The organism is Pradoshia eiseniae, from assembly GCF_002946355.1.
Classification (GTDB): Bacteria; Bacillota; Bacilli; order Bacillales; family Pradoshiaceae; genus Pradoshia; species Pradoshia eiseniae.
Window position 1 is genome coordinate 134611 of sequence record NZ_PKOZ01000008.1, and the last position, 22481, is coordinate 157091.

Here is a 22481-nt window from a genome sequence, read left to right on the forward strand (position 1 = left end):
TTAGTTGTGTCAGCTTTATTTGTTCTTGTGGGAATCATCTATGTAACATTGATTGCCTGAAAATGAAACACCTTATGGAAAACAGACATTGATTTGTCTTCCATAGGGTGTTTTTTGTTAGTCTTCTTTACCCGTCAATACTAGCTCATAATGGCTGAAATGAGTATCCTCTGCATAGCCGTGTTTCCTGTAAAGACGCTTGGCGGTTTCGTTGGCAATGGCTGTACTTAAGCTAATCCCCTTCGCTCCTGTTTGGATGGCAAACTCTTGTGCATGATTCAAAAGCAAGGAGCCAACCCCTCTATTCCTAGCGCCGGTTAGAACATATAGATCATTCAGTACCCAGGCCCTTTGCATGGATATGGATGAAAATGTTGGATAGAGCTGGACGAAGCCGAGATAGCCCTGCAAATCGGCAGCGAAAAAGATGACAGATTCCTCTTTTTCTAAACGCTCCTTCAAAAAGGTCTTCGCACCTGCGCGATCAGAGAGTTGTTCATAAAACACTCTGTATAAGTCAAATAGATGAGAAATACCTTCAATATTTTCTTCGTCCGCCTGTTTAATGTATATGGGCGGATTCCCCCAAAAATCCTCAATCTGTTTTTGATGATGACGATCATGATAGGTGAATTCCAGGATGATATAAAGGAGCGAATAAGGTGTGCCTGTGTGAGGGCAATGGGTTTGCCCATTGGAAGAGGCTGGCCGATATAGCTGTTCATCAGGTAATTCGTTCAATACGGATATAAGCTGTTTTCTAGTTTTCTTCGCTTCGTGGAGGAGCTCATTTTTAGAAATGCCTGACCTCGCATAATTTGCGGCCATCTCATTAAATGGGTCAAAATCGGGAAAGTGCATGCCCTCTTCATCCTTGATAGAAGGGATGACAGCCGAAAGAAGATGCTTATCCCAATTCATTATATGGGCAATGATTTCTCGACATGACCATTTATCTAATCCAATAGGCATAGTCCAAGTCTCTTCTTCCATAGAATCTAATAGGCAAAGCCATATGGAATAATAGTTAAATGTATCAATCACCGTTTCTTTGTTCATCTTTCCAGCCCCTTTCGTGTACGTGCCATGAAAAGCTGGCTTCACAACCTTTCATTCTTTCTGTCTTGCTGAAATTTCTCTATTTTGTCATGTGATTTATCGATTTTTCTTTAAATATGAGACTTTTGACTGGTCGTTTTCCGTAAAATATTGTCATACTATTCTCACTATACTATAATTAAATAGGAAAAATAGCTTTTTTAGGGAGGTTTTTACAATGTTAGAAGAAAAACCATGGCATAAGCAATATCCAAAAGAAATCCCGAAAAGCATCGAGTATGGACAGAATTTAATCCCTGATTATTTAAAGGAGTCAGCTCGGAAATATCCCATGAAGAATGCTCTTCATTTTATGGGCGCAGAAATGACCTATCAGAAGCTGTATGAACATGCCTTGCAATTCGCGCATTACCTGAAGAGCATTGGCGTGGAAAAGGGAGACCGAGTGGCAATCATGCTGCCGAATTTGCCTCAAGGGGTCATCGCATATTATGGTACCTTGATGACTGGAGCTATTGTTGTTCAGACAAACCCGCTTTATATGGAACGAGAAGTGGAGTACCAGATGCAGGATTCCGGCGCAAAGGTCATCCTTACACTCGATATTCTTTTCCCCCGTGTTTCAAGTGCCGTTAAGAACACAAGTGTTGAGCACATCATCGTCACAGCCATCAAAGACTTTTTGCCATTCCCGAAAAACTTAATCTATCCATTTATCCAAAAGAGAGAATACGGTATCGTCGTGAAGGTCAACCATGAGGGTAATCATCATTTGTTTACGGAAATTTTGAAAGCGGCTTCAAAAGAGGAAATCAATTATGAGGGCGACCCGGAAAAGGACTTAGCCTTGCTCCAATACACTGGAGGAACGACAGGCTTCCCTAAGGGAGTCATGCTGACGCATAATAATCTTGTTGCCAATACGAAGATGTGTGATGCATGGCTGTATAAGTATAAAGAAGGGGAAGAAAGGGTGCTTGCTTTATTGCCATTCTTCCATGTATATGGAATGACGACCGTCTTAATCTTATCCGTCATGAAGGGACATAAGATGATCATCCTGCCAAAGTTTAATGCAACGGATACATTAAAGGCGATTCAGAAGCAGCGTCCAACGCTATTCCCAGGAGCGCCAACGATGTATATTGGTCTTTTGAATCATCCGGACATCGCGAAATATGATTTATCCTCCATAGATTCCTGCATTAGCGGATCCGCGGCATTGCCTGTCGAGGTTCAGGAGGAGTTTGAAAAAGTGACGGGCGGAAAGCTGGTCGAGGGATACGGACTAACGGAGACATCTCCGGTGACACATGCAAATCTCCTGTGGGACGGACCGCGCAAGAAGGGAAGCATTGGCTTGCCATGGCCGAGTACAGACGTCGCCGTTTTATCCGCAGAGAATCATGAACCGCTGCCTGTCGGAGAAATTGGAGAAATCGGCATTAAAGGGCCGCAGGTGATGAAAGGCTATTGGAATCGTCCAGAAGAAACCGAAAGCACTTTCGCCAATGGCTGGCTTTTGACGGGTGACATGGGCTATATGGATGAGGAAGGTTACTTCTATGTGGTCGACCGCAAGAAGGATATGATCATCGCTGGCGGATTCAATATATATCCGCGTGAAATTGAAGAAGTGCTGTATGAGCATAAGGCAGTCCAGGAGGTAGTTGTTGCCGGGGTTCCAGATCCATATCGCGGAGAAACGGTAAAAGCCTATGTTGTACTAAAGGAAAATGCTGAAGTGACGGAACAGGAATTAAATGAATATTGCCGCAAGCATTTAGCTGCCTTTAAGGTGCCGCGCTTATATGAGTTCCGTGATGAACTGCCCAAGACGGCTATCGGTAAAATCCTGCGCCGAGCTTTAGTTGAAGAAGAGAGACAAAAACTTGCCAACGATAAAAAAGAGGCATAAGCTATAATTACTGGTTTTTTCTTGACTTTCCTCCAATTGGCTACTAATATAAAATTATGAATGATGATTCATTCATTTTTGTTGGAGGAGGACGCACGATGAAGAAGGATCGCCCAAAATACAAACAGATTATTGATGCAGCCGTCGTAGTGATAGCAGAGAACGGCTACCATCAAGCACAAGTCTCCAAGATTGCAAAACAAGCGGGCGTGGCAGATGGGACCATTTATTTATATTTTAAAAACAAAGAGGATATTTTGATTTCGATGTTCCAAGAAAAACTCGGAGTCTTTATCTCTAATATTGATGAAGAAATGGCTCGGGTGACAAGTGCAAAGGAAAAAATGCTTGTCCTTATTAGGAAGCATTTCGAAATTCTCTTTGAGGACAAGCATTTGGCCATTGTCACCCAGCTGGAACTAAGACAATCTAATAAAGAGATTCGGTACAAAATCAATGATGTCTTGAAGGGGTATTTAAAGCTTGTTGATTCCATTCTCATTGCCGGTGTGGAGCAAGGTGAGTTTCATGAAGACCTTGATGTCCGTCTGGCAAGGCATATGGTATTTGGGACTTTGGATGAGATTGTCACGACCTGGGTGATGAATGAGCAGAAATACAATCTCGTGGAGCAGGCTGGGCCTGTGCATGAGCTTATCATCAAAGGTCTTGGCGCCAAAATCGTAAAGTAAAGGGGCAGATGGCTAGTATGAACACTTTACATTTGCACAAGGAAGGACAGGTGGCCTATGTAGCAATTACTAGGCCGCCTGCCAATGCCTTGGCATCAGAATTACTTCAGGATTTATCGTCCATGCTTGACTTGATTGAAGAGCAGGATGATATCAGGGCAGTGGTTCTCTATGGGGAAGGAAGATTTTTCTCGGCTGGGGCTGATATTAAGGAGTTCACGACTGTGGAATCCGAAGCGGCATTTTCAAAGCTCTCTGTGAAGGGGCAAGAGCTGTTTGAAAGAATCGAAACATTCAAAAAGCCGGTCATTGCAAGCATTCATGGAGCGGCGCTCGGCGGCGGCTTAGAGCTTGCCCTGGCCTGTCATTTGCGTTATGTGGCAGAGACGGCGAAGCTTGGGCTGCCTGAGCTGCAGCTAGGTTTGATTCCGGGATATGCCGGCACCCAGCGATTGACGAGGTTTGCAGGAGCAGCAAAAGCTGCTGAGATGATGTTTACCTCTCAACCTATTACCGGACTTGATGCTGTCGCATGGGGAATAGCCAATAAGGCTTTCAAGGAAGAAGAGCTTATGGATTCAGTGAAACAGATTGCTGAAACAATCGCGAAGAAAAGCCCGATTGCACTGGAGAAGACGATTCAGCTAATCAATTATGGGAAGCATGAACGCTTCTACGAGGGTGTAAAAAAAGAAGCTGATTATTTTGGCGAAATCTTCGGAACACAGGATGCGAAAGAAGGCATCACAGCATTTATCGAAAAACGGACACCTGTGTTTGAAGGAAAATAAGCACCTAATAGCGAATAATGTCATTAACAGCATTTTGGCTGGTCTTTCCAGCTGAAAGTTTATATACAACATGACAGCTTTATCTTCATATTTCATACGAACAATTAGGAGGGCCTTACATGAATATCTATGTTTTGTTGAAAAGAACATTTGATACAGAAGAAAAGATTTCCTTATCAAATGGCCGCATTCAGGAAGATGGGGCAGAATTTATCATTAACCCTTATGATGAATATGCGGTAGAGGAAGCCATCCAAGTGCGCGATGCACAAGGTGGTGAAGTAACCGTTGTGACGGTTGGCGGAGAAGATGCAGAGAAAGAACTTCGTACAGCACTCGCTATGGGAGCAGATAAAGCAGTCCTGATCAACATTGAGGATGATGTTGAAGATGGGGATCAATATACAACAGCAAAGATTCTGTCTGAATATTTGAAAGAACAAGAAGTAGACTTAATCATTGGCGGAAACGTCGCTATCGACGGAGGTTCTGGACAAGTCGGCCCGCGTGTAGCTGGTTTGCTTGATATCCCTTATGTCACAACTGTGACAAAGCTTGAGATTAATGGTGAAAATGTAACCGTTACCAAGGATGTCGAAGGGGATTCAGAAATCATCGAAACATCACTGCCATTATTAATTACAGCCCAGCAAGGGTTGAACGAACCTCGTTATCCTTCCCTGCCGGGAATCATGAAAGCGAAGAAGAAGCCGCTTGAAGAGCTGGAGCTCGATGATTTGGATTTAGAAGAGGACGATGTGGAAGCAAAAACGAAGAGCATCGAAATTTATTTGCCGGCACAAAAAGAGGCAGGCAAGGTTCTTCAAGGGGAGATTCCAGATCAAGTGAAAGAGCTAGTGCAATTGCTCCGCTCTGAAGCGAAAGTCATCTAACATTTAAGGCAACGAACATAAAGGGAAAATAACGGGAGGTAAAATTATGTCCAGAAAAGTTATCGTTTTAGGAGAAACAAGAGATTCTTCTCTACGTAATGTATCCTTTGAAGCGGTCGCTGCAGCAAAGACAGTTGCTGAGGGCGGTGAAGTGGTTGGCGTCGTATTCGGGGAAGCAGTGGCTGAGGCAGGCAAAGAATTGATTCATTATGGAGCAGACCGCGTGATCGTAGTTGAGAATGAACAGCTTAAACAGTATTCTTCTGATGGATATACTCAAGCCTTAATGGCTGTTATAGACCAAGAGAATCCAGAAGGAATCATTTTGGGACATACATCATTAGGAAAGGATCTTGCGCCGCGCGTAGCTGGCAAATTAGGATCCGGATTAATTTCTGATGCAATTGCTGTTGAGGAAGCAGGCGGGAACATCGTATTTACTCGCCCAATCTATTCAGGGAAGGCATTTGAGAAGAGAATTGTGACGGAAGGAATCGTCTTCGCTACGATCCGTCCTAATAATATTGATCCGCTTGAGCATGATGCTTCACGTTCAGGGGATGTCCAATCTTTATCTGTTGATATAAAAGATTTGCGCACGGTCATTAAAGAGGTGTTGAGAAAGGCTACAGAAGGAGTGGACCTTTCCGAGGCGAAAGTCATCGTGGCCGGCGGACGCGGCGTGAAGAGCGCCGAAGGGTTTGAACCATTGAAGGAGCTGGCTGATGTGCTTGGCGGTGCCGTTGGTGCTTCTCGCGGGGCTTGTGATGCTGATTATTGCGATTATGCGCTTCAAATTGGTCAAACCGGTAAAGTCGTTACACCTGATTTATATATTGCGTGCGGAATCTCTGGAGCCATCCAGCATTTAGCCGGTATGTCTAACTCCAAGGTTATCGTCGCCATTAACAAGGATCCTGAAGCGAACATCTTTAAAGTGGCGGATTACGGAATCGTAGGTGACCTTTTTGAGGTCGTACCGCTATTAACGGAAGAAATTAAAGCCTTGCTTGTCAAATCCTGATTTCATCTTAAAGGCCGGCCCAATTTGCCGGCTTTTTTTCATGGAGTCCGGAAACATTTTCAACCTGTGGATAATCGAGCAATACAGTAGCATCCTATAATAATCAGTGGTATACTCCACTTAGAGTTATACTTTATGTAGTATTTAGGAGGTTAATAAATATGGCAATTTCTAATGTTACGGATCAAACGTTTGTAACTGAAACAGGCGAAGGCTTGGTTTTAGCTGATTTTTGGGCTCCTTGGTGCGGACCTTGTAAAATGATTGCACCTGTATTGGAAGAAATCGACGCAGAGCTTTCTGACAAAGTGAAAATCGTCAAATTAGACGTTGATGAGAACCAAGAAACAGCCGTTAAATTCGGTGTTATGAGCATTCCGACGCTTGTCCTCTTCAAAGATGGCGAAGTTGTGGATAAAGTAATCGGCTTCCAGCCAAAAGAAGCGCTCGTTAACTTAATTTCTAAACACGCTTAATAAATGAAGAAAGACTTCGGTGCAGCCGGGGTCTTTTTCTTATGTAAGACTCCTAAATAAAGGTATATAATATAAAGTATTCTCGGTGCATTTCATTAGCAGATTAATCAGGTGATGCCGTGATGTTAGCCTGAAACGAAATTATAACCAGAGGGGGAACCCTTTTTGAAGCAGCATATAAAAGATAAACTGGCACTTTTGCCTGATCAGCCTGGCTGTTATTTAATGAAGGACCGTCAAGGGGTCGTGATATATGTAGGTAAGGCGAAGGTGCTGAAGAACAGGGTGCGCTCCTATTTCACAGGTTCGCATGATGGAAAGACCCAGCGGCTTGTTGCTGAGATAGAGGATTTTGAATACATTGTCACCAGTTCCAATATGGAGGCGCTCATCCTGGAGATGAACCTCATAAAGAAATATGATCCAAAATACAATATCATGCTAAAGGATGACAAGAGCTTCCCGTTTATTAAGATTACGTCGGAGCGCCATCCGCGTTTGATCATAACCCGTAATGTGAAGAAGGATAAGGGGAAATATTTTGGTCCTTATCCGAATGTGTATGCGGCGAATGAAACGAAAAAGCTGCTTGATCGTCTCTATCCGCTTCGCAAATGTACGACGTTGCCTTCAAAGGTTTGCCTATACTATCATATTGGCCAATGCCTTGCCCCTTGCGAGAAGCCTGTTAAGGAAGAAACGTATAAGGAAATGACAGAGCAGATTATCCGTTTTCTAAATGGGGGCTATAAAGAAATCAAGAAGGAACTGCATGAGAATATGCTGAAGGCATCAGAGGAGCTCGACTTTGAACGGGCAAAGGAATATCGTGACCAAATTTCGCATATTGAAGCAACGATGGAGAAGCAAAAGGTCGAGTTCAGTGATTTAGCCGATCGTGATGTTTTTGGCTATGCCGTCGATAAGGGATGGATGTGCGTTCAGGTATTCTTTGTCCGTCAAGGCAAATTGATTGAGCGAGACGTTTCCTTATTCCCGTTCTTTGATGACCCGGCAGAGGAGCTGCTGACTTTCCTAGGCCAATTCTATGAGCAGCCAAATCATTTTAAGCCGCAGGAAATTCTGCTGACAGATGATGTGGACCTTGAGCTGGCTGAAGGTCTTCTAAACGTGAAAGTGACACAGCCGAAGAGAGGGCAGAAGAAGGACTTGGTCAAGCTGGCCGTGAAGAATGCCCGGATTGCCCTCCAAGAAAAATTCTCGTTAATAGAACGAGATGAGGAGAGGACAATTAAGGCAGTTGAGAATTTAGGAGAGGCTATGGGTATTTATACACCCCATCGCATTGAAGCTTTCGATAATTCCAATATTCAAGGAGTAGATCCCGTTTCGGCGATGATTACGTTCATCGATGGGAAGCCGGCCCGCAATGAGTACAGGAAATATAAAATCAAGACCGTGCAAGGTCCGAATGATTATGAATCGATGCGTGAAGTTGTCAGAAGGCGATATGCTAGAGTGCTGCGCGAGAACTTGCCTCTTCCTGACTTAATTATCGTTGATGGAGGGAAGGGTCATATCGAGGCGGTTCGTGAAGTAGTAGAGGATGAGTATGGGCTTGAGATTCCGGTTGCGGGGCTAGCGAAGGACGACAAACACCGGACATCGCAATTGCTTTATGGAAATCCGCTTCAAATCATCCCGCTTGGACGCACGAGTCAGGAATTTTATTTATTGCAGCGGATACAGGATGAAGTACACCGTTTTGCGATTACTTTCCATCGGCAAACAAGAGGGAAATCCACCTTCCAATCCACGCTTGATGGTATCCCGGGAATCGGGGAGAAGCGGAAGAAGCTACTGCTGAAGCATTTTGGATCCTTGAAAAAGATGAAGGAAGCAGACTTGTCTGATTTTACTGGCCTCGGAATACCGGAAGCCAGTGCAATAGCCTTAAAGGAAAAATTAGATGAAGAAAAATAAAGCCCGCCAAGATTCTTGGCGGGCTTACCCTTTATAGGATTTACAGCATATCTTTCGTATCGGTTTTGACAGTGAAATAGACGATGCTGGCTCTTTTTTTCTGCTCCTCATATGTCTCTGATACAGCCTTTTTCATATTCTCAAGCTGGTATGCCAAGAAACCGGCCTCTAATTGAAAGTTGGCCTGTTCGTTGATGGCATATCTTCGCTGAATCAACTCTCCTGATAATTCCCATTTTATTTCGTCCTTTGATTCCTTTAAGATTCGGAGATCTCCCCATCCGGCATCCTTAAAGAAAGCAATCGTCTCATCTATTGTAGAAAGCGGGAACCTTCTTCCTAGTTGCTTGCCAGCCCAGTATAGCAGCTGCGGTCCCTCTTTTCCTAACAAGTCTTCTAATAGAAATTCCCTGATTAATTCATAGCCAAAGGCTGGTATTAGCGGTCCATTTTCAATGGAGGGCGCAGTTTCTGTTTCTTCCATTTTCTCTTCTTTTGCCATGGTCTCCCCTCTTTCTTATTAACATTATAGCTTCATATAGGGTATCTCTTGCAACTGTAAATATCAATTTCCATCATCTGGCCCGATATTTTTGATTTATAAATATACATTTCCAAATTTAAACCTTTTTTGATAAATAAGGAGAATGGTTGTATCCGTTTTCTTGACGCTGTTCTAATAATAGGAGTAAAATATAACCGTCACATAGTTGTAAGAATATGTGGAATTTTATTTGTTTTAATACTATTCACCCGTTAATCCAGCAGAAAAATATTGTCTATTATTGGGAGAATAGGAGAGATGATTGCGGCATAAAAGAGAATCTGCAGCAATTATTGAAGGATAGATGGTTTGCTTGTACTGTAAAAGCGCGCTAGCTATCCATACATTTTTTCATTATAAGAGGGAGGGGTAAACAAATGGAGAGTCATCGCGAGTTTAACTATCGCAGGTTGCATTCTTTACTAGGGGTATTGCCAGTAGGGCTGTTTTTAATACAGCATCTGGTAATTAATAATTTTGCAACCAGGGGGCCTGAAGCCTTTAACAAGGCAGCTGCTTTTATGGAGGCATTGCCTTTCAGGACAGCACTTGAGGTCTTTATCATCGCATTGCCGATACTTTATCATGCTGTTTACGGAATCTATATTGCATTTACGGCGAAATATTCTGTTGGCAGCTATAGCTACTTCCGTAACTGGATGTTTGCTTTGCAAAGAATCACAGGACTTATTACGGTCGTATTCATTGTTTGGCATGTTTGGGAGACGAGAATTCAAGTGTTCTTTGGGGCACATGTCGATTCCAATATGATGGTTGATATTTTATCTAGTCCATTTATGGTTGTGTTCTATATGGTCGGTGTGTTGTCTGCTATTTTCCATTTTGCCAATGGATTATGGTCATTTGCAGTAAGATGGGGACTTATTGTAACGCCAAAATCTCAACGGATTTTTACATATATCACAGTAGGTGTATTTGTAATCTTGGCTGTAATGTCTGTCCGCACTCTGCTAGCGTTTATCAACATGGCTTAATGACAAAAGATAGCTTAGCAGTTTAATACCTGCAAGTTAAATAAGGAGAGGGTCGGTTTATGAGTAAAGGGAATATAATCGTAGTCGGCGGTGGTCTAGCTGGATTGATGGCTACTATCAAAATCGCCGAAGTTGGACATAAAGTAGAACTTTTTTCAGTCGTACCCGTCAAACGCTCCCACTCCGTTTGTGCGCAAGGCGGCATTAATGGTGCGGTAAATACAAAGGGTGAAGGGGATTCACCTTGGGAACATTTTGATGATACGGTATACGGTGGTGACTTCTTGGCTAACCAGCCTCAAGTTAAAGCGATGTGTGATGCGGCACCGTCCATCATTCATATGTTCGACCGTATGGGGGTAATGTTTAACCGTACACCGGAGGGATTGCTTGATTTCAGACGCTTCGGGGGTACACAATATCATAGAACAGCATTTGCTGGGGCAACAACTGGCCAGCAATTATTATATGCATTAGATGAGCAGGTGCGCCGATATGAAGTAGCGGGTCTTGTTCAGAAATATGAAGGCTGGGAATTCCTTGGCGCCGTTCTTGACGATGAGAAGGTTTGCCGCGGAATCGTAGCCCAAAACCTTGTGTCTTCAGACATTCAAGCATTCCGTGCGGATGCCGTCATCATGGCAACAGGCGGTCCTGGAATCATTTTTGGTAAATCTACGAATTCCATCATTAACACAGGATCTGCTGCAGCGATTGTTTATCAACAGGGAGCAACCTATGCAAATGGAGAATTCATTCAGATTCACCCTACAGCTATTCCAGGAGATGATAAGCTCCGCTTGATGAGTGAGTCTGCCCGTGGTGAGGGTGGTCGTATTTGGACCTACAAAGACGGAAAACCTTGGTATTTCCTTGAAGAGAAATATCCAGCCTATGGTAATCTTGTGCCTCGGGATATCGCCACACGTGAAATCTTTGATGTGTGCGTAAACCAGAAATTAGGCATCAACGGCGAGAACATGGTTTACCTCGATCTATCTCATAAGGATCCGAAGGAATTGGATATTAAACTTGGCGGAATCATTGAAATTTATGAGAAATTCACAGGGGATGACCCACGCAAGCTTCCAATGAAAATTTTCCCGGCTGTTCACTATTCGATGGGCGGCTTATGGATAGACATGGATCAAATGACGAACATACCAGGCTTATTCGCTGCCGGCGAATGCGACTATTCTCAGCACGGAGCAAACCGCTTAGGTGCGAACTCCCTGTTATCTGCGATTTACGGCGGAAGCGTCGCGGGCCCAAGTGCGGTTCGTTATGTCAATGGACTAGCTACAAGTGCAGATTCATTGCCTGATTCCCTCTATGATAATCATGTGTTTGAACAAACAGAGAAATGGAATCACATCCTGTCTATGAAGGGTACAGAGAATGCTTATTCTCTTCACAAGGAATTAGGCGAATGGATGACGGATAATGTGACGGTTGTTCGCTATAATGATAAACTCCAAGAAACAGATAATAAGATCCAAGAGCTGATGGAAAGATGGGAAAATATCAACATTCATGATACGGCAAAATGGAGTAACCAAGGCGCATCCTTCACACGTCAGTTATTCAATATGCTGCAATTAGCCCGTGTTATTACACTGGGAGCCCTTAAACGTGATGAAAGCCGTGGAGCTCATTACAAGCCAGATTTCCCAGAGCGTAATGATGAAGAGTTCATGAAGACTACGATGGCTGACTTCGTTGACAGCAAATCTGCACCGAATATTTATTATGAAGATATAGATGTATCGTTAATCAAGCCACGGAAGCGAGACTATTCTAAGAGTAAGGGGGCCAATTAATCATGGCTGAACAAAGTAAAGTACTGTTTAAGATACAGCGCCAAGACAACCCGGACTCTGAACCATATTTTGAAGAATTCGAGCTGCCTTATCGCCAGAATATGAATGTCATCTCTGCCTTAATGGAAATTCGTCGTAATCCAGTGACGAAGGACGGCAAGGAAACGAGTCCTGTCACTTGGGATATGAACTGTCTTGAGGAAGTGTGCGGAGCCTGCTCCATGGTCATCAATGGCAGACCGCGTCAATCTTGTACGGCACTAGTCGATAAACTCGAGCAGCCAATCGTGCTTGAGCCAATGCGTACATTCCCGGTCATCCGTGACCTTCAGGTAGACAGAAGCAGAATGTTCGATTCCTTGAAGAAAGTAAAAGCCTGGATTCCAATCGATGGAACATATGATTTAGGACCAGGACCTCGTATGGCAGAGAAGAAACGCCAATGGGCCTATGAATTGTCCAAATGTATGACATGCGGTGTGTGCCTTGAAGCTTGTCCGAATGTAAACAGCAACTCCAATTTCATTGGACCAGCTCCGGTATCTCAAGTTCGTTTGTTCAATGCCCATCCAACAGGTGCGATGCATAAAGCAGAGCGTCTAAATGCCCTAATGGGAGACGGAGGAATCCAGGATTGCGGTAACTCTCAAAACTGTGTTCAAGTTTGCCCGAAAGGCATTCCGTTGACAACTTCCATCGCGGCTCTAAACCGTGATACAAATTTGCAGGCTTTCAAAAACATGTTTGGAAGCGACCAGATTTAATCAATCACAGCCAAGTAGCTTATAGGATAGACAAAATGACTTCAGAATAGCTTTTATTCTGAAGTCATTTGTTTTTAGGGGCTTGTCTCGAATAGGAGGGATAAACTGTCGTTTTCTTTTGCTATTGCAAAGCGTGCCGTCTGCATAGACTAGGTTTACATCCCTTTATAGCTGTATGCTGCCTCTTAATTGTAAAAATAATTACATTTTTGTCGGTTTTTATATATAATGAATGAATAGTCATTCATTTATGGAGAGGGGCAAATAGCATGGGCAAGATTGGTTATATTACGGATATGAAAGAATGGATGGAGGGCTTCTCCTTCCGCTATCCAATTAAGGTCAGATTTTCTGAAACAGATATGTTCGGCCACCTGAATAACACTGTTCCATTCACGTACTTCGAACAAGCAAGGATTGAATATTTTAAAAGCTTGGGATTCATGCAGGATTGGGTGGACACAAAGAATGAAACCATACCTGTTGTTGCTGATCTGCAATGTGATTACTTACGTCAAGTTTTCTTTGATGAGAATATTACTATCATGGTGAAAGCAGCTTCTGTCGGCAATTCCTCTGTTGATATACATTATTTAGGGATGAGAGAAGATGGGACTCCGTGCTTTGTCGGACGCGGGACCGTCGTTCAAATCTCAAGAAATACAGGTAAACCTGTCGCTTGGACGGATGAGATGAAGGAATTGTTTCAGCGATCTCCGGCCAGTGCGGAAAAAGCTTGAAGAGGTTTTGTAAAATAGTCACTCCTTATCAACCAATCACATACACTATTTTGACTAAATATATACCCAATCCTAAGGTTATGGCTGGCAGCAAGGAGGGTTACAATAGTTGAAGGAGAACGATTTCACTCACAAGCCTTTACTCACAAAAAGAGAAAGAGAAGTATTTGAGTTATTGGTACAGGACAAAACCACGAAAGAAATCGCCAAGGATTTATTCATTAGTGAGAAAACCGTGAGAAATCACATATCCAATGCGATGCAAAAATTGGGCGTAAAGGGCCGTTCACAAGCGGTCGTTGAACTACTTCGGATGGGTGAGCTGGAGCTGTAAAAGCTGAAAAGACCCTCTTTACTAAATGGAGTAAACGGTACTAGTTCAAAACCAGATGAGTCCATATAATGAAAGAGCAGAGGTTTTTTTCAGCTTACCTAATGGCAATAGCCTTAAGGGGGATGAAATTCATGCCGCTGCTCTCTTTTTTTGTGATTTACATGGGTTGGAAAAATCTCGGACAAATGATAAAGTAAACAGAGTCCGGGTTTATTTGCATGAATTCGGTGATTGATAGAGAAATGCATAATGTAGATAGAGGCGATATGAAGTGGACAGACAGAACCCAATCGGTCTTATTGACTCGGGGGTTGGCGGTTTAACGGTACTGAAGGAGTTTATCCGGCAGCTCCCTAATGAAAACTTAATCTACTTGGGAGATACGGCCAGATGTCCGTATGGGCCGCGCCCGATGGAGGAAGTTCGAAAATATACGTGGGAAATGGCTAATTTCCTGCTTGAGCATAATATCAAAATGCTTATCATAGCTTGCAATACAGCGACTGCTGCCGTGTTGGAGGAGATGAGGGAGAAGCTTCCGATACCTGTCCTCGGAGTCATCCAGCCGGGTGCCCGTGCAGCCATTGATGTCTCTAAAAATAGAAATATCGGTATCATTGGCACAGCAGGCACGATCAAAAGCAAGGCTTATAATAAAGCTTTATTAAGCATACATCCGAAAGTGCATCTCGAATCTTTGGCCTGCCCCAAATTTGTCCCGTTAGTTGAGAGCGGGGAGTGGAACAGTTCAATAGCGAAGAAGATTGTCGCGGAAACGCTGAAGCCGCTTAAGAACCGCAGCATGGATACATTGATTCTCGGATGCACCCATTATCCATTATTGAAGGAGCCTATTTCTAATTATATGGGCTCCTATGTCACGGTCATCTCATCGGGTGAGGAAACAGCCAGGGAAGCGAGCGTGCTGCTTGAGCATTCCGGAATGTTGAACATGGCTAATGACCATCCTTCCTACCGTTTTTATACGACAGGATCAAGAAGAATTTTTAAATCCATTGCTTATTCATGGCTCGGGGAAACGGTCGAGACTGTCGAGCATGCCAAGCTTGAATCATTAATTGAATAGAATTGATTAAAAAATCTCCATTAAGGAGGTTTTTTGTTTTTTCGTCCCTAAACTTTTTCTGCTGGAGAATGGCATAAAATGAGCCAAGCCTCGTATAAATGTAGTACAAACAGTCTTAGGAGGTATGGCGTATGCCTAAACGAACAAAAACAGCATTAGCGGCGACGTTGCTGGTGACGAGCGCATTGGCATCAGGGTGCGGGATGCTTGATTTTCAAAAGAAGGAAGAAATTGACCCTCCGCAGGATATCGCATATTTAGAGGATTCCTCTGAGACAGAGGTAGCCGTCAATGTGGAAACGGAAACCGGGGATGGAACGGTGGAAGGAACTGAAGAAGAAGCAGTAGAGGAAGAGGAGAAAGGAAAAGCCGAGGAAAGCGGCGAGAAGACGGGCACAAACCAAACTGAGGTATACCTGATTGATGCGAATGGCTATGTCGTTCCACAGACGCTGACCCTACCAAATGCAGAAAATGAGGCAAAGCAAGCGCTCGAATACATGGTCACCAATGGTCCTGTTAGCGAGATTCTCCCGAATGGATTCAAGGCCGTCTTGCCGGTTGACACAACCATTAACAGCGTGGAGATTAAGGACGGCGTAGCGACAGTCGACTTCTCGAAGGAATTTAAGGAATATAAGGCAGAAGAAGAGGCCAGTATCTTAGAGGCTATCACATGGACATTGACCCAATTTGACGGTGTAAAGAATGTGAAACTGCAGATTGAGGGCACTGCCCTAAATGAAATGCCGGTCAACAAAACGGTCATTCCAAGTAATGCTTCACGAAATATGGGGATTAATACAGATACCTCCGAATCAAGTGATATCATGAACACGCGCCCTGTAACCGTCTACTTTATGGCAGGCGATACAGATAACTACTATTATGTGCCGGTGACAAAACGGGTCAGCAATTCGGAAGGGGATGTAGAGGCCGTCCTTGCGAGCCTGATCAAGGGACCAGGCTACTCTACGCCACTTGTAAGCGAGTTCAGGCCAGATACAGAGCTGTTGGATAAACCAGGCATTAAGGATGGAGTAGTCAGCTTGAACTTCAATGAGTCCATCTATTCTAGCTTTGATGGGGAAGAGAAGATTGTATCAGAGCATCTGCTAAATGAACTCGTCTTGTCCTTGACTGAGCAAAAAGGTATCGATAAGGTGGATGTGCAAGTGAACGGGAAATATGACTTGATGAAGGAGGACGGCAAGAAATTAACGGAGCCGGTCTCTCGTCCGGAAAGCTTGAACACGGGTAAATATTAAGAGGGAGAGGGCAAGCCAGTGTAATGGCTTGTCTTTTTTTCTGCCTTTTGTACCGGATGCTTTTTAATTAAAAAAGGGTATGCTAAACTTAGCATGATGGGAACAAATTAGGAGGTAATTATGAGATTTGATGGTCGAAATATTGAGGAGTTAAGGCCCGTACATATAGAAACGAATTATATCAAGCATCCGGAAGGCTCTGTGCTCATTTCAGTCGGTGATACGAAGGTCATTTGCACAGCGAGCGTGGATGACAGAGTACCGCCATTTATGCGCGGCGAGGGGAAAGGCTGGATTACGGCTGAGTATTCCATGCTTCCGCGCGCGACTGAGCAGCGGACAATGAGGGAATCAACGAAAGGCAAGGTAACCGGCAGAACAATGGAAATCCAGCGTTTGATCGGACGAGCTCTCCGGGCGGTTGTTGATCTTGAGGCACTAGGCGAGAAGACAATCTGGATTGATTGCGATGTTATCCAGGCTGATGGGGGCACGCGCACAGCCTCTATCACTGGAGCTTTTGTCGCTATGGCATTAGCCCTTCACAAATTGCAGGAAGCAGGCAAAATCACCTCCTTCCCGGTTAAATCTTACCTGGCAGCTACATCCGTAGGGATTATTGAGGAGTTTGGTGCCGTTCTTGACTTGAATTATCATGAGGATTCCCGTGCCCTAGTAGACATGAATGTCATCATGACAGGAGCGGAAGAGTTCGTGGAATTACAGGGAACAGGCGAGGAAGCCACCTTCACGCGTGCCCAATTAAATGAATTGCTTGATTTAGCGGCTGCAGGGATCAATCAATTATTCGAATCGCAAAAAGAAGCATTAGGGCCGATTGCTGAGAAAATCAAGTAAAAGCGTAGATTCTGCGCTTTTTCTTCTTATCTAGAGAGGAGAGGGACTATGAAAACTGTTTTAATTGCAACGAAGAATAAAGGGAAAGCGAAGGAGTTTGAAGCGCTGTTCGCCCCTAAGGGCATAAAGGTGCTGACATTGCTCGATATCGAGGATGCCATTGATGTTGAAGAAACGGGCACTACATTCGAGGAGAATGCTATCCTAAAGGCGAAAGCCATTTCTGAACAAATGAACATGACCGTCTTATCTGATGACTCAGGACTTGTCATTGATGCACTAGACGGACGCCCTGGCGTTTATTCGGCGCGCTATGCAGGACCAGCCAAGAATGATAAGGATAACTATGAGAAGGTTCTTGAAGAAATGAAAGATGTTCCAGACGAAAAACGGACAGCTAGATTTTATTGTGCGATAGCGATGGTCGGTCCTGAAATCGGCACCATCACCGTATCAGGAACATGTGAGGGCTATATTGCCCGCGAGCCAGAGGGTGAGTATGGCTTCGGCTATGACCCTATCTTCTATGTGCCGGAGAAGGAAACAGTCATGGCGAATCTTGAGCCAGCAGTGAAGAACAAAATCAGCCACAGGGCCAATGCCTTAAAAGCATTGGAGGCGAAGCTCGGATGAAAGCATTGATTGTCAGTGACAGCCATGGGCTCTATGATGAATTGCATACGTTATATGCCCGCCATAAGGATGAAGTAGACATCTTCATCCATTGTGGCGACTCTGAGCTGTCACAGGAGGATGAGGTCATCAAGCCCTATGCCACGGTCCAAGGAAACTGCGACTTCGGCGATGATTTCCCGGCTGAAAGTGTCATCAGCTTTGATACATGGTCCATATTCGTCACACACGGGCATCTGTTCAATGTTAAATCTACCCTGCTGAATGTAAGCCTTAAGGCAAGAGAAGTGGGAGCTGACATCGTCTGCTTCGGTCATTCTCATATCGCCGGTGCCGAAAAGATTGATGACTGCCTTTTCATTAACCCTGGCAGTATCCGTCTTCCAAAAGGCAGCAAGTACAAAACATATGCCATCCTCGAGAAACGAGGGAAGAAGGCAATCGTTGATTTCTACACACTTGAAGGGGATAATTTACCAGACTGGAGTTTAAAAACAACCCTTTCCTAAAACGCAAAAAAGTTGTATAGTAGGTGAAGGAGATTCCACTTCTCCTTCACCCAAAAAAACGCAAAAAACTTTTTCAAAAAAGTTATTGACTTAACGGTGAACACAATATATAATAATAAATGTCGTCAGGCGATGATGACAAAAAAGAAACGAAAAACAATTACTTCATATCATGTCCCAGTAGCTCAGCTGGATAGAGCAACGGCCTTCTAAGCCGTCGGTCGGGAGTTCGAATCTCTCCTGGGACGCTAACGTAAACACCCTGAACTTTTTATTAAAGTTCAGGGTGTTTTTTATCTCTTATATTACTTAGAGAAACGGTCAGTATATAAATTATGACTTACTCCGCTTGTTATATTTTTTTGAAATGATTCAAGATGCGATTTGATAGCTTCTTTTATGATTTTTTCTTCTGTCCCGAGCCTTTTTCTACTACATCAGCCGGTAATCTCGCAACGAGGCTACCGGCTTTTTTGAGCAGAAATGCTGACATACGGATCAGAAAACGAAGTCAGGCTGCCTCGGAAGTCTTGATACATAAAAAAAAGCCCGGGATATGGAATCCGGACTATTTCCGTATCCTAGTGGGCTTTTTAAATGGTCAGCATTAAACCAGTACTATTGTGATTTTATAGTTATTTATGATTAGATTTATGATTAGATTTCTTGGAAAGCAGTTTCTTTCCTTGTTCGATTTGCTCGTTAATTTGCTGTAGGGCATTGCCTAAGCCATTGAAAACATTAGCAGCTGACTGATTAGCTGCGACAAGCTGTTCTGCATTTACTGGAGTATGATCATTTTTTTTGAATTGATCTGTCAAAGCATCAATTTTTTCTGCTTCTGCTCTAATTAATTCGGCAAGAGCGAATTTTTCATTAATGGCTCCAACAATCAGGAGGACCCCGAGTATTCTTTCGATTTCATTTCTATCGTAGCTTTGAGCGGTTTTCATAAGCTGCTTAAAATTTTGTTCCATTTAACATTCTCCTTTGTTTAGTATATTTTTGCAGTCCGGATTGTATAAGTTATGTTTTCCTGTGAAATAAGCTTGGACAATTGCAGATTTTCAATGAAAATATACTCATATCCATAAGGGAAATATCCTTATGGAACCTTCTTTTGGGGAAATAATCTTACTATCCTCTGTGTCTCATTAAATAAGCTCTGTAGACTCACTCAAGCACTTTGAATGAGAACAGTGATACTGTTCTTTCAATTTAGTTCAGAACGCTCAGCTGGACAGAGGATATGCCATCTAAGTGTATATTCGGGAGTTCGAAGCTCTCCCTGGGACGCTACCAAAAGAAAAAGACAAAAACCAAAGCGGTTTTTGTCTTTTTGCATATAAGTGCTTGATGCTATTGACTTAAATTTCTATTATGACTATATAAATCAAAGTCTGGATGAGATCCGTTTTTAATGATTTCCGTGATTATTTTTGACAAGATGCTGCTATAGACAAGTCCATTATCTCCGTAGGCGAATAGGAAATGACAACGGGGGAATTCCTCGTACTGCCCAATTAGAGGGAGTCCGTCATGTGTCCCACCATAGAAGGCTCCAAGATAATATTCAGGCTCTGCATGTATATTAGGGAAAAGCTTATTAAATTCCTTTATTAGCTTTTTCTTCTTAGCGATGATTTTGGAATCACGATCCTCCGGGTAGGTCGTATTGTCGTCAAGCCCTCCAATGATGATTCTATTATCTGCGGTTGTCCGCATATAGACGTATGGGCGGGCCGTCTCCCAGATTAATGTTTGCTTATACCAATCGGATTGCTGCAGATTCTCAACCGGCTTGGTGATGACGGCATAGGAGCTGGTTAAAAGGCAATCCTTCTCCTTTTTGAATTCAAGCCCTTCATAACCTGCGGCAATAATGACATGCTTTGCCGTGATGGAATGATTACGATTCGTATAAAATATAGCGTGTTCCTTCGTGAATTTCTTCCCTTTTATTTCGGTGTTCTCATATATTTGAACACCCTTCCTGGAGGCAGTCTGCAGCAGACTATGATTATACTTGAATGGATTGATTTCTCCATCATTATGGATATACAAGGCAGATTGCTTAGAGAAAGGGTATCGCTCTTTAATTTGTTTTTCGTCCAGAAAATCCACTTGAAAGCCGTGCTTGGCTAAAAAATGATACTCCTTTTGCAGCTTCTCCTCTCCTTGTGAATCACTGGCATAATAGAGGCTATCCCTTCGTTTAAATTCAGGGTCGACATCAATTTTTTTGGAAGAATCCTCAATATCGGATATAGCTTGTTCACATAATTTCGTATGATGAATGGCTGATTCCTCTCCAAACGTATGAATCAGCTCAAATAGCATCTTATCCCCTAGATATTGGAGAAGGGCGGTGTTCGCCATTGTACTGCCAGTGCCAATCTGTCGCTTATCGACAACAGCGACCTTAAGGTCTGTTTCGCTTAAAAGGTGAGCACATTGAGCCCCTGAGCTTCCTCCTCCGATGATGAGAACATCACAAAAAATATCCTCTTCCAATGGCGGATAAGATGGAGGATGTGTAAGTGTTGTTTGCCAATAAAACTCCCCGTTTTGAAGATTCATGAATCCTGCTCCTTTAGTAAAAATCGTTCTGCATAGATTTCCCTTGTCATATGGAAATATTCTTATATAAAAGCAGTAGTTTTAAGATAGAGGGAAATGCTTGGCCCGACTAAAAAGCTAATCTATGCATTCTCCTTGATATGCGAAAAGATGGGGGATAAGGAATTGACGGCCCCAGAACAAGGAAAAGTACTCCTGCTCCTCCATTTTTTTGTTACACTTTAAGTAATGCTCGGTGAATAAAATTCTTATACATACTCTATCGGGGGAACGCTCTATGCGTCAGTTTATTTTTTTATTTATCATTTATGCTGCTTTTATCAGTTTAGGATTGCCTGATTCTCTTTTAGGGGTGGCTTGGCCCGAGATGGTAGGGGAGTTTGATGTAGCCTACAGTTCGGCTGGGATCATTTCAATGACGGTTGCGGTTTGTACGGTTATTTCTAGCTTGCAGACTGCACGTATCTCTCGGAAGATAGGAACCGGCAGGCTGATCTTAGGCAGTGTGCTCTTTACTGCAATCGGTTTGATGGGGTTTGCGTTTACGCATAATTTCCTGTTTTTAATTGTTTTGGCAATGCCTTTAGGTTTTGGGGCAGGCGCTATTGATACCTCTTTAAATGACTATGTAGCTGCCAACTTAAAGGCGCATCATATGAATTGGCTGCATGCCTTCTGGGGAGTAGGCGCAACATTAGGGCCGATTATTATGGGAGTAGTATTAAATAATCATTTCTCTTGGAGAAACGGGTATTGGATTATTGGCTGCATTCAATTGGCTCTCGTTATCGTTCTCTTCTTTTCACTGCCTCTTTGGAAGCAAAAACAGCAAAAAGTATTGGAAGAATCTAAAGAGGGTGAAGCTCCTGTTCAAGCCATCTGGAAACGAGCGGGGGTTATATTTTCGCTAGTATCTTTCTTGGTTTATGTTGGTTTAGAAGGAACGATATTTTTGTGGGGGAGCAGTTACTTAATTGAAGAGAAATCATTATCTGCGGTAACCGCCAGCTTTATCATATCTGTATTTTTCGCAAGTTTAACGGTGGGACGGATTATTTCTGGCTTTATTACTTTTTGGCTGACGAACCAAAAGCTGCTGATTGTTAGTCAAATCATCCTTCTAATCGGGATTTTCATAGTGGCGATTGGAAGTGGCGGTATCTTGTATGGAGGATTTATCCTAATTGGTCTAGGATGTGCGGCCATTTTTCCGACCATGATCCATGAAACGCCGAGAAGGTTTGGAAAAAGGGATTCTGGTGCCATTATAGGGTATCAGGTAGCTGCTGGTTATGCTGGCATAACTGTATTGCCTCCATTATTAGGAGTATTGTTCCAAGGACTCAGTATGAAGCTATTGCCAATGTTTTTGGTCGTTTTTGTCCTAGTCCTGCTTGGTGCAACAATTTTTATTGAAAAAGAGAGAGGCAAGAAGATTTATAAATAGAAGGTTTTTCATCACCAAGAGCTTTGATTGAAGTGACCCCAAAAAGTTAGACACAGTTATTTCCTTAAGCAGCTCGCATAGAATGAGTCCGATATTGTATCGGGC

Annotated in this window: 22 protein-coding genes, 1 tRNA gene and 1 pseudogene; 19 read left to right on the forward strand and 5 right to left on the reverse strand. The window is 43.2% G+C overall.

What is annotated here, in order from left to right; genetic code table 11:
- Positions 1-117: 117 nt before the first annotated feature.
- Positions 118-573, reverse strand: a complete 456-nt coding sequence (locus CYL18_RS19515; protein ID WP_236636479.1) for a GNAT family N-acetyltransferase — start codon at positions 571-573, stop codon at positions 118-120.
- A 15-nt stretch (positions 574-588) separates the two neighbouring features.
- Positions 589-1059: pseudogene (locus tag CYL18_RS19520) on the reverse strand (DinB family protein); the annotation flags it as partial.
- A gap of 217 nt (positions 1060-1276) precedes the next feature.
- On the opposite strand from CYL18_RS19520, the gene CYL18_RS13635 reads away from it, so the two are divergent.
- The 7 genes from CYL18_RS13635 (at position 1277) to uvrC (ending at position 8797) form a co-directional block, all read left to right on the forward strand.
- Positions 1277-2977 (forward strand): long-chain-fatty-acid--CoA ligase, encoded by a 1701-nt coding sequence (locus tag CYL18_RS13635; protein WP_104850073.1) that lies wholly within the window; start codon positions 1277-1279, stop codon positions 2975-2977.
- Positions 2978-3075: 98 nt separating this feature from the next.
- Entirely contained in the window at positions 3076-3669 is a 594-nt protein-coding gene (locus CYL18_RS13640) for a TetR/AcrR family transcriptional regulator (protein ID WP_104850074.1), read from the forward strand.
- 17 nt (positions 3670-3686) lie between these two features.
- Complete coding sequence (locus CYL18_RS13645) at positions 3687-4460, forward strand: enoyl-CoA hydratase (protein ID WP_104850075.1); 774 nt, start codon at positions 3687-3689, stop codon at positions 4458-4460.
- Between the two features lie 119 nt (positions 4461-4579).
- Positions 4580-5353 carry an electron transfer flavoprotein subunit beta/FixA family protein gene (locus tag CYL18_RS13650; RefSeq protein WP_104850076.1) on the forward strand — a complete coding sequence of 258 codons (774 nt, stop codon included), beginning with the start codon at positions 4580-4582 and terminating at the stop codon, positions 5351-5353.
- A 46-nt stretch (positions 5354-5399) separates the two neighbouring features.
- Positions 5400-6377, forward strand: a complete 978-nt coding sequence (locus tag CYL18_RS13655; protein WP_104850077.1) for an electron transfer flavoprotein subunit alpha/FixB family protein — start codon at positions 5400-5402, stop codon at positions 6375-6377.
- 161 nt (positions 6378-6538) lie between these two features.
- Entirely contained in the window at positions 6539-6853 is a 315-nt protein-coding gene (trxA, locus tag CYL18_RS13660; protein ID WP_104850078.1) for a thioredoxin, read from the forward strand.
- A gap of 165 nt (positions 6854-7018) precedes the next feature.
- The gene (uvrC, locus tag CYL18_RS13665) at positions 7019-8797 is read left to right on the forward strand and encodes an excinuclease ABC subunit UvrC (protein ID WP_104850079.1); all 1779 of its coding nucleotides are present in this window, start codon (positions 7019-7021) and stop codon (positions 8795-8797) included.
- Between the two features lie 40 nt (positions 8798-8837).
- Here uvrC and CYL18_RS13670 read toward each other — a convergent pair whose 3' ends face one another.
- Positions 8838-9299, reverse strand: a complete 462-nt coding sequence (locus CYL18_RS13670; RefSeq protein ID WP_236636476.1) for a YslB family protein — start codon at positions 9297-9299, stop codon at positions 8838-8840.
- A gap of 419 nt (positions 9300-9718) precedes the next feature.
- Between CYL18_RS13670 and CYL18_RS13675 the strand changes: the two genes are divergently transcribed.
- The 11 genes from CYL18_RS13675 (at position 9719) to CYL18_RS13730 (ending at position 18597) form a co-directional block, all read left to right on the forward strand.
- Positions 9719-10336, forward strand: coding sequence for a succinate dehydrogenase cytochrome b558 subunit (locus tag CYL18_RS13675; protein ID WP_104850080.1), 618 nt, complete (start codon positions 9719-9721; stop codon positions 10334-10336).
- 59 nt (positions 10337-10395) lie between these two features.
- A complete protein-coding gene (gene sdhA, locus CYL18_RS13680) occupies positions 10396-12156 on the forward strand; it encodes a succinate dehydrogenase flavoprotein subunit (RefSeq protein ID WP_104850081.1) in 1761 nt (586 codons plus the stop codon).
- A 2-nt stretch (positions 12157-12158) separates the two neighbouring features.
- On the forward strand, positions 12159-12920 hold the full coding sequence (gene sdhB / locus CYL18_RS13685; RefSeq protein WP_104850082.1) for a succinate dehydrogenase iron-sulfur subunit: 762 nt from the start codon (positions 12159-12161) through the stop codon (positions 12918-12920).
- 269 nt (positions 12921-13189) lie between these two features.
- Positions 13190-13660: an acyl-CoA thioesterase gene (locus tag CYL18_RS13690; RefSeq protein ID WP_104850083.1), complete on the forward strand. Its 471-nt coding sequence runs from the start codon at positions 13190-13192 to the stop codon at positions 13658-13660.
- 109 nt (positions 13661-13769) lie between these two features.
- Positions 13770-13994: a helix-turn-helix domain-containing protein gene (locus CYL18_RS13695; RefSeq protein WP_049669948.1), complete on the forward strand. Its 225-nt coding sequence runs from the start codon at positions 13770-13772 to the stop codon at positions 13992-13994.
- Between the two features lie 271 nt (positions 13995-14265).
- Positions 14266-15081 (forward strand): glutamate racemase, encoded by an 816-nt coding sequence (gene racE, locus CYL18_RS13705; protein WP_104850085.1) that lies wholly within the window; start codon positions 14266-14268, stop codon positions 15079-15081.
- Between the two features lie 131 nt (positions 15082-15212).
- Positions 15213-16349: a GerMN domain-containing protein gene (locus CYL18_RS13710; protein WP_104850086.1), complete on the forward strand. Its 1137-nt coding sequence runs from the start codon at positions 15213-15215 to the stop codon at positions 16347-16349.
- 120 nt (positions 16350-16469) lie between these two features.
- Entirely contained in the window at positions 16470-17207 is a 738-nt protein-coding gene (gene rph / locus CYL18_RS13715) for a ribonuclease PH (RefSeq protein WP_104850087.1), read from the forward strand.
- Positions 17208-17255: 48 nt separating this feature from the next.
- The gene (locus CYL18_RS13720) at positions 17256-17840 is read left to right on the forward strand and encodes an XTP/dITP diphosphatase (protein ID WP_104850088.1); all 585 of its coding nucleotides are present in this window, start codon (positions 17256-17258) and stop codon (positions 17838-17840) included.
- Positions 17837-18349 (forward strand): metallophosphoesterase family protein, encoded by a 513-nt coding sequence (locus tag CYL18_RS13725; RefSeq protein WP_104850089.1) that lies wholly within the window; start codon positions 17837-17839, stop codon positions 18347-18349. The genes CYL18_RS13720 and CYL18_RS13725 overlap by 4 nt, the downstream gene beginning before the upstream one ends.
- 174 nt (positions 18350-18523) lie before the next feature.
- Positions 18524-18597 (forward strand) — tRNA-Arg (locus CYL18_RS13730).
- Positions 18598-18984: 387 nt separating this feature from the next.
- Here CYL18_RS13730 and CYL18_RS13735 read toward each other — a convergent pair.
- Positions 18985-19326 (reverse strand): hypothetical protein, encoded by a 342-nt coding sequence (locus CYL18_RS13735; protein WP_104850090.1) that lies wholly within the window; start codon positions 19324-19326, stop codon positions 18985-18987.
- A gap of 382 nt (positions 19327-19708) precedes the next feature.
- Positions 19709-20929 (reverse strand): NAD(P)/FAD-dependent oxidoreductase, encoded by a 1221-nt coding sequence (locus CYL18_RS13740; RefSeq protein WP_104850091.1) that lies wholly within the window; start codon positions 20927-20929, stop codon positions 19709-19711.
- Between the two features lie 277 nt (positions 20930-21206).
- Here CYL18_RS13740 and CYL18_RS13745 point away from each other — a divergent pair, with 277 nt between their 5' ends.
- Positions 21207-22376 carry an MFS transporter gene (locus CYL18_RS13745; protein ID WP_104850092.1) on the forward strand — a complete coding sequence of 390 codons (1170 nt, stop codon included), beginning with the start codon at positions 21207-21209 and terminating at the stop codon, positions 22374-22376.
- Positions 22377-22481: the final 105 nt, after the last annotated feature.

Coding starts and splice junctions, on each gene's coding strand:
- CYL18_RS13635 (WP_104850073.1), top strand. CDS start 1,277: ATGTTAGAAGAAAAACCATGGCATAAGCAATATCCAAAAGAAATCCCG.
- CYL18_RS13640 (WP_104850074.1), top strand. CDS start 3,076: ATGAAGAAGGATCGCCCAAAATACAAACAGATTATTGATGCAGCCGTC.
- CYL18_RS13645 (WP_104850075.1), top strand. CDS start 3,687: ATGAACACTTTACATTTGCACAAGGAAGGACAGGTGGCCTATGTAGCA.
- CYL18_RS13650 (WP_104850076.1), top strand. CDS start 4,580: ATGAATATCTATGTTTTGTTGAAAAGAACATTTGATACAGAAGAAAAG.
- CYL18_RS13655 (WP_104850077.1), top strand. CDS start 5,400: ATGTCCAGAAAAGTTATCGTTTTAGGAGAAACAAGAGATTCTTCTCTA.
- trxA (WP_104850078.1), top strand. CDS start 6,539: ATGGCAATTTCTAATGTTACGGATCAAACGTTTGTAACTGAAACAGGC.
- CYL18_RS13670 (WP_236636476.1), bottom strand. CDS start 9,299: ATGGCAAAAGAAGAGAAAATGGAAGAAACAGAAACTGCGCCCTCCATT.
- CYL18_RS13675 (WP_104850080.1), top strand. CDS start 9,719: ATGGAGAGTCATCGCGAGTTTAACTATCGCAGGTTGCATTCTTTACTA.
- sdhA (WP_104850081.1), top strand. CDS start 10,396: ATGAGTAAAGGGAATATAATCGTAGTCGGCGGTGGTCTAGCTGGATTG.
- sdhB (WP_104850082.1), top strand. CDS start 12,159: ATGGCTGAACAAAGTAAAGTACTGTTTAAGATACAGCGCCAAGACAAC.
- CYL18_RS13690 (WP_104850083.1), top strand. CDS start 13,190: ATGGGCAAGATTGGTTATATTACGGATATGAAAGAATGGATGGAGGGC.
- CYL18_RS13710 (WP_104850086.1), top strand. CDS start 15,213: ATGCCTAAACGAACAAAAACAGCATTAGCGGCGACGTTGCTGGTGACG.
- rph (WP_104850087.1), top strand. CDS start 16,470: ATGAGATTTGATGGTCGAAATATTGAGGAGTTAAGGCCCGTACATATA.
- CYL18_RS13720 (WP_104850088.1), top strand. CDS start 17,256: ATGAAAACTGTTTTAATTGCAACGAAGAATAAAGGGAAAGCGAAGGAG.
- CYL18_RS13725 (WP_104850089.1), top strand. CDS start 17,837: ATGAAAGCATTGATTGTCAGTGACAGCCATGGGCTCTATGATGAATTG.
- CYL18_RS13735 (WP_104850090.1), bottom strand. CDS start 19,326: ATGGAACAAAATTTTAAGCAGCTTATGAAAACCGCTCAAAGCTACGAT.
- CYL18_RS13740 (WP_104850091.1), bottom strand. CDS start 20,929: ATGAATCTTCAAAACGGGGAGTTTTATTGGCAAACAACACTTACACAT.
- CYL18_RS13745 (WP_104850092.1), top strand. CDS start 21,207: ATGCGTCAGTTTATTTTTTTATTTATCATTTATGCTGCTTTTATCAGT.